The sequence below is a fragment of the Streptomyces sp. 142MFCol3.1 genome, assembly GCF_000424945.1.
In the GTDB taxonomy this organism is placed as follows: Bacteria; Actinomycetota; Actinomycetes; order Streptomycetales; family Streptomycetaceae; genus Streptomyces; species Streptomyces siamensis.
The window spans coordinates 96,279-109,343 of record NZ_AUKV01000006.1 but is presented as its reverse complement, the minus strand read 5'-3'; the positions used below and the strand labels follow the sequence as shown (position 1 = coordinate 109,343).

Annotated in this window: 8 protein-coding genes; 3 read left to right on the top strand and 5 right to left on the bottom strand. The window is 72.5% G+C overall.

Annotation, left to right across the window (positions count from 1 at the left end; all coding sequences use genetic code 11):
* Positions 1 to 28: 28 nt before the first annotated feature.
* The 3 genes from H305_RS0110330 to H305_RS0110320 all read right to left on the bottom strand — a co-directional run bounded on the left by H305_RS0110330 (position 29) and on the right by H305_RS0110320 (position 5,638).
* Entirely contained in the window at positions 29 to 1,372 is a 1,344-nt protein-coding gene (locus H305_RS0110330; RefSeq protein WP_028800310.1) for an esterase-like activity of phytase family protein, read from the bottom strand.
* Positions 1,373 to 1,460: 88 nt separating this feature from the next.
* Entirely contained in the window at positions 1,461 to 2,741 is a 1,281-nt protein-coding gene (locus tag H305_RS45345; RefSeq protein WP_037763361.1) for an SWF or SNF family helicase, read from the bottom strand.
* The gene (locus tag H305_RS0110320; protein WP_037763357.1) at positions 2,738 to 5,638 is read right to left on the bottom strand and encodes a DEAD/DEAH box helicase; all 2,901 of its coding nucleotides are present in this window, start codon (positions 5,636 to 5,638) and stop codon (positions 2,738 to 2,740) included. The genes H305_RS45345 and H305_RS0110320 overlap by 4 nt, the downstream gene beginning before the upstream one ends.
* A 480-nt stretch (positions 5,639 to 6,118) precedes the next feature.
* On the opposite strand from H305_RS0110320, the gene H305_RS0110315 reads away from it, so the two are divergent.
* Positions 6,119 to 6,301, top strand: a complete 183-nt coding sequence (locus H305_RS0110315; RefSeq protein WP_028800308.1) for a hypothetical protein — start codon at positions 6,119 to 6,121, stop codon at positions 6,299 to 6,301.
* Positions 6,302 to 6,305: 4 nt separating this feature from the next.
* On the opposite strand, the gene H305_RS0110310 is transcribed toward H305_RS0110315, so the two are convergent.
* Together H305_RS0110310 and H305_RS0110305 are read right to left on the bottom strand one after the other, a co-directional pair.
* Positions 6,306 to 7,682 carry a tannase/feruloyl esterase family alpha/beta hydrolase gene (locus tag H305_RS0110310; RefSeq protein ID WP_028800307.1) on the bottom strand — a complete coding sequence of 459 codons (1,377 nt, stop codon included), beginning with the start codon at positions 7,680 to 7,682 and terminating at the stop codon, positions 6,306 to 6,308.
* Positions 7,683 to 7,830: 148 nt separating this feature from the next.
* The gene (locus H305_RS0110305) at positions 7,831 to 8,151 is read right to left on the bottom strand and encodes a GYD domain-containing protein (protein ID WP_028800306.1); all 321 of its coding nucleotides are present in this window, start codon (positions 8,149 to 8,151) and stop codon (positions 7,831 to 7,833) included.
* 537 nt (positions 8,152 to 8,688) lie between these two features.
* Between H305_RS0110305 and H305_RS45340 the strand changes: the two genes are divergently transcribed.
* Positions 8,689 to 9,201: a CAP domain-containing protein gene (locus H305_RS45340; protein ID WP_051370507.1), complete on the top strand. Its 513-nt coding sequence runs from the start codon at positions 8,689 to 8,691 to the stop codon at positions 9,199 to 9,201.
* 381 nt (positions 9,202 to 9,582) lie between these two features.
* Positions 9,583 to 12,978 (top strand): hypothetical protein, encoded by a 3,396-nt coding sequence (locus tag H305_RS45335; RefSeq protein ID WP_037763354.1) that lies wholly within the window; start codon positions 9,583 to 9,585, stop codon positions 12,976 to 12,978.
* Positions 12,979 to 13,065: the final 87 nt, after the last annotated feature.

Below are 13,065 nucleotides of genomic sequence, written 5' to 3'. Positions count from 1 at the left end.
CGTGGCACGTGACCGGCGGGCGCAGACCTCAGATGCCGTGCGGCAGCCGCACGTACGTCACCGTCGTCTCGATGCCGCTGTCGACCAGCCGGCCCTGCGCGTCGAACGCGCCTGACCCGTCGGTCATCCCGAAGTCGTTGTCGTTGACGAGGGCCAGCGTGTCGTGATCCACGCGCGCGACGCCCTCGATCTTCCCGGGCACCCCCGCGACGGTGCCCAGGTCCACGACCAGGTGCTTGCCCAGCACCGGGACATCGGCGGCAGCGGGGTCGTCGAGCTGTTCCAGGGAGGGCGAGGTCGTGTCGTCGTCCCACGGGCCGCCGAGGATGTCCGCGTGCCGTGACAGCTTCACCAGGTGCAGACGAGCAGCCTTGTCGGTGCGCTCCTCGACGAGCAACCGATCGCCTCCGACGGCCACCACGGAGGAGATCTTGAGCTCCGAGGTGTCGTCCTCGCTCGGGTCGACCACGTTCACGGGGTCGAAGCGGTACGCGTACTCGGCGGTGACGGCACGCTTCTTGAGGGAGAAGCGCACCAGCCTGGTGGTGCGTGAGGCGTCTCCCGCGGCGCCGTCCGGCAGGGAGAGCGGGCTCTGCAGCGCCATCACCAGGTCGCCGCAGGGCAGCAGGGCAAGCCCTTCGAAACCGCGGTTGATCTTCCGGTGCAGCAGGACCGACGGCAGCGCCTCCACCACCGGATAGTCCGCGCCGGTCAGGTTCAGGCCCTTGGGCACGTAGCGCGTGAGCACCTTCCCGCGCGCGGAGACGTGGATCAGCGACGGCCCGTACTCGTCGACGAGCCAGAAGGTGCCGTCCGCGGCGCGCACGATCCCCTCGGTGTCCACACCGTTCGGGTTGAAGGTGAGTGGGGTCAGCGCGTCGTAGGAGTACGGTGCCTCGTCGCGTCCCGCCTGGTTGGACAACCCGGTGACGGGCTTCCCGGAAGACGCGGTGATCGGGATCGCGTCGATCACCTCCACGCTGTCACCGGTCACGCGGATCTTCACGATCGCCGGGTCGAACCCCGGCACGGGGAAGGTCCGGCGCTTCTTGCCGTCCACCTTGATCTGGCCGTTGGGGCCGCGGTCGGTGACCGTCCAGAACTCGTCCTTGCGTCCCGCCGGGTAGATGTCGCTGCCGATGCCGCCCAGGTCCACACCCCGGTCGTCGTCCACCGTGCCCGGCAGCAGCGAGTTGCTGAACGCGCCGAGCGGGACGTCGCCGAGCGCGGCGGTGCGCGTCACCTGCGGCTGCGCCGGGCTGCCGGCCGCGCTCGCGGAGCCGGCCACCGCGAGGGCGGCCAGCACGGCGAGCGGCAGGCCCGCTGCGACGGAACGGTTGACGCGGCGCCGGCCGACGGCGTGCGGGGACATCAGGCCTCCTGGGGCACAAGTTCAGTGTCAGCGGCAAGAGTTGGCCTCTACATCCAACGCGGGGCGACCTCGAGATGAACGCCGCGCGTCAACCATTCATCAGGTCTCCTCCGGCCGCGGCGAGGGCCGTCGCCGGGTCCCGTACCGCCGGCCCGGCGGGGGCCCACCGGCCCCGCTCCTCGCGGTACGGCCACCACCGGCCGTCCCGGCCCAGGCGCAGCTGGATGCCACTGCCGCCGATGCCGACGACTGTCCAGCGGTTGTCGGCCGAGACCAGCCGCGGCCGCTCGTCCTCGTCCCAGGCCGACTCCAGGGCGTCACGCGCGCGTGCCAGCGATTCGCCCTCCACGGCCCACGCGCCCTCAAGGACCGACAGCGCGGCCGCACCCCCGAGACGCCAGGCACGTACGGCGAGTCGCAGAGCCTCGGCGTCGCGCCCCGAACCCTCGGCCAGTCGCTGGAGGACAGCCTGGCCCGGGGCCGTGGCGGCCAGCCGCACCGCGTCCTGGGCGAGCGACAGCCCCTGCTCGACCGCCTGCTGCCCGTGCCCGTCCGCGAGCGCCTCGCGGAGGAGCCGGTACGCCTCGCCCGCCGCGGTGGCCGCGAGGAACTCGAGGGCGGCCGGGGTGAGTCCGGGCGCGGGTGCGGTCTCGGCGTCCAGGGTGGGAGGCGTGCCTGGTTCGCCCGGCAGCTCGGCGACAGGCGGCAGTGACGGCAGGATGTCCCCGGCGGTGTACGCCTCGGACGCGTCCACGCCCTCCACGCGCGCGTGCGCTGCATCCGACGGCTCCCGCTGCCGCGCGCTGCCGCGCTTGTGGAGCTCGTCCAGCAGGACGTGCTCGGAACGCCCACGCATCAGCAGCAGGACGAAGGGGTCCTGGTCGAGCAGCCTCGCCACCTGGTAGCAGAGGGCGGCCGTGTGCCCGCAGTGGTCCCAGGCGTCGCAGTCGCACGCCGCCTCCAGGTCGCCGGGTCCCGGCAGGAGCTCGATCCCGGCCGTCGCCGCGTCCTCGACGAGATGCGGCGGCATGTCGTGGTCGAGCAGCGCGGCGACGTGCCCGGCACGCTCCACGGCCATGTCCAGGAAGCGGTCCCACTGTTCGTCGGACAGTTCCTGGAGCAGCACGTCCGCGCGGTGGGCGGTGCGGTCGCTGTCCTGGACCACGGCCGTGATGCGCCCGGGGCGGACGGAAACGGCACCCACCGCACCCGCGCGTGCCAGCCTGCGGCCTGTCTTCACCTGCGCCGCGTCCAACGCCGCGTCCTCCAGGGCCTTGAGCCATGCCAGGCCCCACCACGTCCGCGTGAAGCCCCGCCCGCGCGCGGGCGGAAGCGCGGCGAACGTGCGTTCCTCGTCACGGTCCTTCATCGTGCGCCCCCTCGCAGTTCCACCAGGTCGGCCAGTTCCGCGTCCGTCAGTTCCGTGAGCGCGGTCTCACCGGAGCCCAGGACGGCATCGGCCAGTTGCTGTTTGTGCCGCAGCATGTCGGCGATCCGGTCTTCCACGGTCCCCTCGGTGATGAGCCGGTGCACCTGGACGGGGCGGCTCTGCCCGATGCGGTACGCGCGGTCCGTGGCCTGGGCTTCCACGGCCGGGTTCCACCAACGGTCGTAGTGCACGACGTGCTCGGCCCGCGTGAGGTTCAGCCCTGTGCCGGCGGCCTTCAACGACAGCAGGAAGACGGGGACCTCACCTTCCTGGAAGCGCTCCACCATCGCCTCGCGCTCGGTCACGGGTGTTCCCCCGTGCAGGAACAGCGTCGGTACACCGCGCTTCGCCAGATGACGCTCGATCAGGCGGGCCATCTGCACGTACTGGGTGAAGACCAGGACGCTCGCATCCTCGGAGAGGATCGTGTCGAGCAGTTCGTCCAGCAACTCCAGCTTCCCCGACCTGCCGGGAACCCTTGGCTGGGATTCCTTGAGGAACTGCGCCGGATGGTTGCAGATCTGCTTCAGCCCGGTCAGCAGCTTCATGACCAGACCGCGCCGTGCGACGCCGTCCGCCTCCGAGATCTCCGCGAGGGTCTCGCGCACCACGGCCTCGTACAGGCCCGCCTGCTCCTTGGTCAGCGACACGGCGCGGTCCGTCTCCGTCTTCGGCGGCAGCTCGGGCGCGATGCCCGGGTCCGACTTGCGGCGACGCAGAAGGAACGGCCCCACGAGGCGGGCGAGCCGCTCGGCCGCCGCGGGGTCCAGATCGCCCTCGACCGCCTGCGCGTACCGTGAGCGGAAGGCGCCGAGCGGTCCGAGCAGGCCGGGTGTCGTCCAGTCGAGGATCGCCCACAGTTCCGAGAGGTTGTTCTCCACGGGGGTGCCGGTGAGCGCCACGCGCGATCGTGCGCCGATCGTGCGCAGTGCCCGCGCCGTGGCCGAGTAGGGGTTCTTCACGTGCTGGGCCTCGTCCGCGACCACCATCCCCCACGGCACCTCGGCCATACGCGGCGCGTCGAGCCGCATCGTGCCGTACGTGGTGAGGACGAATTCGCCGTCGGACAGGCCTTCCAGGGAGCGCCTGGAACCGTGGAAGCGGCGTACGGGGGTGCCAGGGGCGAACCTCTCGATCTCGCGCTGCCAGTTGCCCATCAAGGAGGCCGGGCAGACCACCAGTGAGGGTCCCGCGGTCGACTCGGCCGTCTGCCGGTGAAGGTGCAGGGCGATCAGCGTGATGGTCTTGCCCAGGCCCATGTCGTCGGCGAGACAGCCGCCCAGGCCCAGGGAGGTCATGCGGGCGAGCCAGTTGAGCCCCCGTGCCTGATAGTCGCGCAGCGTCGCGTCCAGTGCGGCGGGCTGTCCGACCGGCTCCTGGCCCTCGGGGTCCGCCAGCCGCTCCCGCAGGGCCGCCAGCCACCCCGTCGGGCGTACGTCGACCCTGCGCCCGTCGACCTCCGTTGAGCCCATCAGAACCGCGCTCAGCGCGTCGATGGGCGTGACCTTCCGGTCCAGCCGGGCCCGCGCGCGCCGCACCTCCTGGGGGTCCACGAGGACCCACTGGTCGCGCAGTCGCACGATGGGCCGGTTCGCCTCGGCCAGCCGGTCCAGTTCCGCGCGGGTGAGCTGCTGATCGCCCAGCGCGAACCACCAGTCGAAGGCGAGCATGGCGTCCGCGGACAGGAACGAGGGAGCGTCCGACCCGGCCTTCCCGGGGCCGCCGCCCGCGTTCCGAGCGGCGCCGCGGGCATCGTCCGCGTCGTCCGGCGGGCCGATGACCGCGCCGGTCGTCAGCTTTCGTGACAGTTCCTTGGGCCAGTGCACGTCGACACCCGCCGACGCCAGGCTGCGGGCGCCCTCGCCGAGGAGCTCGGCGATCTCCTCCTCGGCGAGTTCCACGGTGTCCGGCACGGCCGCCGAGAGCAGCGGAGCCAGCGGTGCCCAGACGCGTGCGGCGCGACGCAGCGCGAGCAGGGCGTCCATCCGCGCGCGCGGGCCGAACCCGGTGGACACCGACCACACGTCGGCGGCGTCCGCGACGAGAGAGGGATCGCTCACGCTGTGCAACTGCAGGACGGCCCGGAACACCAGCCGCGCGTCCTCGGGCGCGTCGTGCTCCAGCCCCGGCACCTCGACGCGCAGAGAGATGCGTACGTCCGAGTCGTGCACGGCGGCGACGTCGTCGAGCCAGGCACGGTGCTGGGGCACGCGTTGCGGCTCCGGCGCCGCGAAGGCAGGTCCGCCCGCGGCGAGCGGTGCCGCCGGCGAGCGGGGCAGCCCGTCGGCGACCGCGTCCAGGAACGCGCGCAACAGCCGTTCCGGATCGGGCAGCCGCAACGGTTCGACGTCGTCCAGGGGGATCGCGTGCGCCTCGGGAGGCATGGCGGCGGCAAGCTCGCGGACGCGCTCCATGTCCTGGGCGCGCAGCGGACCCGCGCGCCACGCGTCGTGGTCGCCGGGGGACAGGCCGGGCAGCAGCAGTCCGCGTGCGGCGAACTGGAGGGCGAGCACGGCCGCGGCGCTCCAGAAAGAGGCGGACCGGTGCGCCCCGGCGACGGCACGCGCGCGCGTGAGCAACGGCAGAGCGGCCCGCACCGGCAGCAGCACGGCGGGCACGGCCACACGCTCGACGCCCTCCTCGCCGGGCAGCGCGACCGTCAGATCCCCGGGGGAGCCGGACGCCACGGCGGGAGAGGGGACGTCGCCCTCCGGGCACCAGAACGCGACGCGGCTGGTCCGGGGCGGATCGGCCGGCACGAACACGGCGCAGCAGCGGGCCAGTTCGGCGATCTCGGCGGGAGTCGTCGCGGGAATCCTGTGCTCGACGATGACCATTCCTCAAATTTGACTACCGGGTCGGGTCGCCGAGGGTACAGCACTCCGGCGTGAGGCGTGAGGCGTGAGGCGTGAGGCGTGAGGGGTGCGGCGTGAGGCGTGAGGGGCGGGGCGGGCAATTGGTGGTGAAAGCTGCTATAGGCGTGTACGCCCCATCGTGCCGCTGTCCGGTGATTGCTGATCCGGAATTAGGAAATCCGGTTATGCGTCACCTGTTCCCCAGCGTGCCGCGCCCCCTCTCCGTCTCGCCCACCCCCTGGTGCGCGCGCACTGCGAGGAGTTGGGTATCCACTACGCGGAGACCTGGCTCGTCGACTGCTGCCGGCAGGCCCCGCGCCACATGCGCGAGGTGGGTGAGACCTCAGGGTCCAGTAAGGGGCGCGCCTCAGGGACGCGTCAGGGTCGCGGTCCGGAACCGTCGGACACGGGAACCCGTTCTCAGAACAGAGAGCGGCAGCAGCCGCGGAGGAGGCGACACACATGTCGAAGAACGCGAAGATCGCCGCAGGAGGCGTGGCGGTCGGCCTGATCCTGCTGATCTGGGTACCCTGGTGGGTCGCCTTCCTGATCGTGCTGGGCGTCCCGGCAGCCGCGTACCTTGCGCTGGACCCCTCGCAGCGGCGCAGGCTGCGCCGCGTCACGCGCAAGGAGCTCGGCCGCTGAGGCGTCACCGACGTCGTGCGCCCTCCAGCGCGCAGGAGGCGAGCACGTCCCCGTTCGCGGGCCTGCCGACGGTACGGTCCGCGGGCGGTCGGACGCCCCGCTCCACCCAGGCGGTCAGCGCGTCGAACGCGGACCGGTAGCAGGGCAGGATCGGCCGCAGCCGCTCCGGGTAGGTGTCGTACAGCCCGTCCACATGCGTGCCGCCCTCGATCACGTAATAGCGGTGCAGCCTTCCCCGGCCCTGCTCGTCGATCATCCCCGCGTACACGTCGGAGTCGGCCGCGACGGGCAGCAGTGCGTCCAGGTCGCCGTGCAGCGTGATCATGGGCTTGCCGATCCGTCCGGACAGGGCGACCCGGGCCACGGCGCGGTGGACGGACGCCGGCCGTGCGGCGTAGTCGTACGCTGCGTCGGAGGCGCACGGTGCCAGGATCTGTTCGGCGGAGGACCCGGCCGAGACGCCCGGGCAGTCCGCGTCGTACGAGGGGTCGAACTCGGCCCGGTAGATCTTCTGTGTCACTCCCCAGTAGGCCTTCTCGTGGTACGGCCACAGGAACTCGGAGCCGTGGGCGAATCCCGCGTCGTACAAGGCCCCGTCGCCCGCCGAGCCGAGCGTCCGCGCCACGGCGGCCGGCAGCGAGGTGAGCAGGTTCGGCCCGTGCGCGGTCCACAGCGCGCCCTCCCAGTCGACGCCGCCGTCGTACAGCTCTGGGTGGTTCTCGAGCTGCCACCGGGTGAGGTAGCCGCCGTTGGAGATGCCCGTCATGTACGTGCGTCGCGGTGCCCGGCCGTACCGCTCGGCGACGACCTTCCGGGCCGCGCGGGTGAGCTGTGTCGTCCGCGCGTTCCACTCGGCGACGGCGTCACCGGGCCGCTTCCCGTCGCGGTAGAAGTCGGCTCCGTCGTTGCCCTTGTCGGTGGCGGCGTACGCGTATCCCTGGGCGAGCACCTGGTCGGATATGGCCGTGTCGGTCGCGTACTGCTTGCGCGTGCCGGGCGCGCCGGTGACCACCAGACCGCCGTTCCAGTGGTCGGGCAGCCGGATCACGAACTGCGCGTCGTGCTGCCAGCCGTGCGTGGCGTTGAAGTGCGAACTGTCGGGGAAGTACCCGTCGATCTGCACGCCGGGCACCCCGGAAGGATTGCGCGTGCCCTTGGCCGTCAGTCCCGCCTGATCGGCCATGTCCGTGTAGGGGGTCCCGGCGAGCCCCGACGTGGTCAGGTCGGCCAGGCACGCACTCTGCTGATGGGCCGCACCGGGCACCGTGGCCCTCTCCTGCCGCGCACAGTGCCCCGCGCTGCCGTCGGCCGAGGCGGAACCCGGCACGGTCAACACCATCAGAGCTGCGGCGAACAGGGGGACACCACGAGACACACGCATGACCGGCCTCCGAGACAGGGCGCGAGAGCTGAAGGGGAGCGAAGCGCTGCCTCATGGTGCGGAACAGTTTCCGGCTCGACCATGGGGTCGGACCACATGGAACGGACGCCGCATATGGAGAAACAGGCCGTTCTGAAAGCCCGTTGGGCTACCGGCCGGGAGCGCGGAAGGGCACCTGCCGACGGGCGGCCTCGTCGATCTCGTCGAGCGTGAGCAGCGGAGTGGCCCGGGTGTGGAGGACGCCGCTGGCCTTGACGGTGAGGCTCACGGCGGCCATGGAGATCGGGTCGGGGAAGTCGACGATGATCACGATGTCGTCCTGCCCGAAGGCGAAGTACATGGCCTCGACCGTCCCGCCGAGTCCGGTCACCACCTGGTCCACGGCGGAGCGGCGGCCACTTGCGCCTTCGTCGAGCAGCCCCTTCGTGCCCTCGGGCGTGTAGGTGGCCTGAATGAGGAACTTCGGCATGGGGCGCTCCCTGTCCGTCGACGGTCCGGTACGCAGAGTGGGCTTCCCGCTGGGACCGGAGCGCCACGTGCCGAACGGCCGGATTCACCCGTTGGAAGCGCAACCTGTCGTCACTGATGAAGTGTCACCAAGGGGTGCTACGCGGGTTTCTGTGGGCAGGGGCCGACGGATGTAACCGCACGTGGGCCGAGGCGTGTGGAGCGGCAAAGCGCCCGCTTCGGACAGCGTTCCTCGGACAGGGCCGTCAACGCCCCCGCGCGTCCGAGCCCCCCTCCCGGCTGGATTCGTGGCCCGGGCGCCCCGGGCGTAACGTGGAGTTGTACGAGCGCAGGCGCAGGGCTCCTGGTGGGGCCGCCGGTGGCCAAGATTCTCCGGACGGCCGCATTCCGTGCTCGCGTCCACTCCGCGCTCCCTCGGCCGGGCCGAACCGGCCGGCGCCGCACGCGGCCGGCCGCACAGTGTGGGCGTGTAGGACCGCGGTCCCGCGCCGCATCCGGGCCCCCGGGGGATTCACCCTTCCGATCGAAGGCCATACCCATGCGCACCAGCACACGAATACGCCGTCTCTGCGCCGCCACCTGCGCGGCACCCCTTCTGGTGCTCGCCGGAGCAGCCGGCGCCGGTGCCGCCACGGTCACCGTGCCGGCGACCCCACCGAATGCCGTCCAGGCCACGTCCAGCGAGATCCTCAGTCTGGTCAACGCCGAACGCGCGAAGGCCAACTGCCCCGCCCTCAAGGAGAACGCCCAGCTCACGAAGGCCGCCCAGGTCTTCGCGGACGACGCGTCGAAGAACAACCTGACGAACCACACCGGCTCCGACGGCTCCAGCGACGCGCAGCGGGTCAAGGACGCGGGCTACACCGCGAACGAGTCCATCGGTGTCGGCGAGAACATGGCCTGGGGCAGCTCCACCGACGCCAAGACCATCGTCGACGGCTGGATCAAGAGTCCCGGCCACCACGGCAACATGGTCAATTGCAGCTACGTCGACACCGGCGTCGCCGTCAGCGGCAAGTACGCGGTGCAGGTCTTCGCATCGCCCGCGTGACACCGCTTCCCTGACGGACAGTGATCCGTGCGAAGGGCAGGGCCGGGCTCCGACCGGGTGGACGGAACCCGGCACGTCATGCCCCGGGAAGAGGGGCGTCGCCGAGTAGGCGCGGCCGTCGGCCCACCGGAGCTGAAACGCCGCTGCATCGGCCCACCGGAGCTGAAACGCCGCTGCATCGGCCCACCGGAGGTGAAACGCCGCTGTATCGACCGGGAGTTGACAGCGGCTCGAGCCGCCCCACGGTGGGCAGCGACGTGCGTCACCTCGGTGACCAGAGCACAGATCCACGAAAACCCGTTGCGCACTTGATCACTCGTCCCCGACGATGGCCGGCATGAAGCATGGAGAGGAGGCCCAGCGGCTCCACGGTGAGCGCTGATGGCCGAACACGAGGCGTCGCAGACGCCGCAGTCCCCGTCCCACATGCCGCCGGCGCCGCTGACGCCCGCCTGGCTGAGGGCCCATTTCGACCACTTGCCCTTCCCGGCACGTATGAGCGCCCTCGCGCGCTACGCCCGCACGCTGACTCCGCACGTGTACGCATCGCTCCAGCAGTCCCTCGACGCCGGGGATCCCGGCGAGCGGCACACCGGTCTCTTCCTCGCCGTCGCACGTCGCGACCTCGACCGGGTGACCGAAGCCCTCATGGACCCGCTGCTGGGACGCCGTGCACGCTCGGCCGCGTTGCGGCTGCCCGTTCCCGAACACGCCCTGGAAAGTCTCGTCCTGAGCGACATCAGGGCGATCCGTCACGACACCTACCGGCTCCTCAGGCTCAGCCGCCGACGTTCGCTCGCCGCGCGGATGCTGCCTCGGGTCCACGAGCGCCACGGTGCCCCGGAGGCGGCCCTCCTGCTGTCCGCCTGCCCGCCCGCAACCGTGCTCGCGTGGCTGCCCAGGCTCGACGCACCGATCGGGGCCCTCAATTCTCTGGCCCGCACGGCACCCGGCGCCGTGGCGGAACACCTCGCCGGACGCTGGGAAGACAGAACGCCCCACGAGGCCGCGACCATTGTGCGCCGATACCGGGCGGTCGCCTCCGTCGCCGCCGGACGAGACCCGTCCGCGGCCCTGACCCTCCTGGAGCGGGCGCCCGACCTCCTCACCCCACCGGCCGTCGTCGCGGCCCTCCTGCGCCCCGCCGACGTGCTCGCGGTGCTGCGCGCGGCCCGGCCACGGACCGACGGACAGCCCCGGGAGTACCCGATCCCCGCCGGGCCGTTGCCGCCGTCCCAACGCAGGGCCCTGAAGGACCTGGCCGTCGACGACCTCATCACGCTGGCCGAACACCTTCCAGCCACCGGCAGTCGTGAACGCGCGCCGGGCCGCCGCGAGGTGGCGGCAGATGGACTGTTGCAACTCCTGCCGCCCGCCGAGCGGTTGCGCATCGTGGAAAGCCGCACGGTGGCGCGCGGCCGGTTGCGCGGTGTCGCGCTCACCACGCTGGCGGCGCTCGCCCCCGGCGACCGCGCGGACCTGCTCACCCCCTGGCTGCGGCGGCAGCGGAGATCTCCCTGGTCGGCAGCTCGCCTGGCCGCCGCCCTTCCCCTCGCCCAGGGCGAACCGCTGCTGCGCGAGCTCGCCGCCGACCACCTGGTCCACCATCGTGCCCTGGCCTGGCCGGCCCTGCTGGCCTGTGCCGAACTCGAAGGCGACGCCGACCGGTTCGCGCGGATCGCGCGTGACTGCGAACGGGCCTGGCACGACCAGGACGAGGTGCGTCGCGCGGCCCTCCAGCAACTCGCCGGAGCAGCGCCCCACCTGCTCACCGCCCTGCCCGAACAGGTCCTGCGCGACGCCGTCCTCACCACGGTGCAGTCCCGTGACTCCACGAGCGCCTCCCTGTCCGCGGCCGCACGGCTGGCGCGGCGCGTCGCCGAGCGCGCCGCCGCCACCGGCCGTCACGAACGGGCCGCGTACGCGGTCGAACTGCTCGGCCAGGTCGTCGCCACGGAACGGTTCACGGGACCTGTGACACCCCTCCACATCGACGAAGAGGTCGCCCGAACCCTGTGGTCCGCCGTGTCTTCGACCGCTGCGCACCGCGCCGAGCTGAGCACCGCGGTGGCGGAACTCCTCGGGCACCACCTCGCCGCACTGCCCGACCTCGAAGCACAAGTACACCGGACCGCGCTCGAAACGGACGATCCGGCACTGGCGGCCCGCGCCGCTGCCGCCTGGGTGCGGTCACCACGCACGAGGGAACAGCGGTGTGGCGAACTGATCGCCGCGGACGCGACGTTCGCGACCGTTCCGGTCGTCCTGGGCACGATCGCGGCGCGCCGCACCGATCTGCTCGATCCCGTCCTCACCGCCGCTCTCGGACGGTTCTCTGGCCGGGTGCGTCCCCGTGCCACGGCCTGGGCGCCCGGTCTGCCGGCCGGTGTCGTCGGCCGGTGGCTCCCCCGCCAGCGGGAACAGTGGGAGGAGCACCACGCGCGCGTGGCCGCGGACGAGGCCGCACCGCTGCGTTCCAGGGCCGACGCGGCAGCCCTGGTCCGCGACCACGGACGGCTCACGGCGCTGGCCGAGAGCGCCCCGCAACCGGTGGCGGCCGCAGCCCTCGCGGCGCTGGCCGAGGGACCCGGCATCGAGTCGAGGGAGGACCTCCGCGACGTCCTTCTGCGGCACGCGGCGGCCGGCGGTGTCCGAGGGCGGGCCGCGATGGCATCGCTCCGGCGGCTCCTGGGACGGCTTCCCGACCGCGAGACCGTGCCCCTGCTCGCACCGGTGGCGGCTGCGACCGGTGCCCCGGTGGGGACCCGCAAGGAGGCCGCCCGGGTGCTGGGGCTCCTCCCCGGGGAGCAGGCTTTCGAAGCGCTGATGGCGGCATGGGACGTGCCGGGGCAGCATCCCGACGTCCGCGCCGTGCTGGCCCGCGGCCTCCTCACGAGGGTCGACCGCCCCGACGTCGCACGGCGCCTCGTCGAGGCGGCGGGAGAGGCCGCCGTGCGGGACGCCGTCGTCCACGCGCGCGTGGACGTCGTGCGCGTCGCCGACCGTGAGGCGTACGCGGCCTTTCTGGCGCGACTCGTCGAGACGGGTGACGAAGAGACGGTCGTCGGCGCGTGCCGCGCGCTCCCCGTGTGGCTGCCACCAGGTGCCCGCGACGCCATGAAGGCGCTCGTCGAAGCCTTCACCGCCCCGGAAAGGCCCCGCAGGGTGTGGGAAACGGCCGGTCGGCAGTTGGCGTTGCTCATACCGGGGCCGACCGTCGAAGGCCTGCTGCGCGACGCGTTCGACGTCCTGAGGGAACGCGCCCGCTCCCTGGATCCTGGGGTCCGTGCCGATGCCCTCAGACGGCTGCACGAGTGCTCCGGCGTCCTTCAGCCGGGTCGCGGCGCGGCCCAGACCTTCGCCGTCGCCGACACGCTCGCGGACACCCTCGAAGCCGTGGGGCTCCACGCGGATGCCGCGCGCCTCAGCTGGCACGTGGCCATGGCCTGCGTGCGACAGGGCGAATACGAGGAACACCGGTGGGAACGCCTGCTGCGGCAGTACGAGGAACGGCCCGAGCGCCTGCGGTCCATGGAGCACCTGTCCATGGACGTCGGCCGTCCCCGTGTGAACGCGGCGCTGCTCGAGGCGGTGCGGGCCGTCCGAGCCCGCCGGACTCCCTCGTGCGGACCGCTCACGCTCGCGCTGGTCGGCATGGGAGGCCGGGGATCCCGCTGGAGCGAACCCTGGCGAGCCGAGCTCGACGCCCTGCGCGCCCACGAGGACCGCGAGACGGCCGTGAGCGCCCTCCTGGTGGACCCGGACGAGTACTGCTGAGGACCGCCCCGCCGGGCGAGGCCCCGCGTCACGGGGCGGCCCGGCGCGCGGCAACTCGGCCGTGTCGCCGGGCGACTCCGCGGGGTC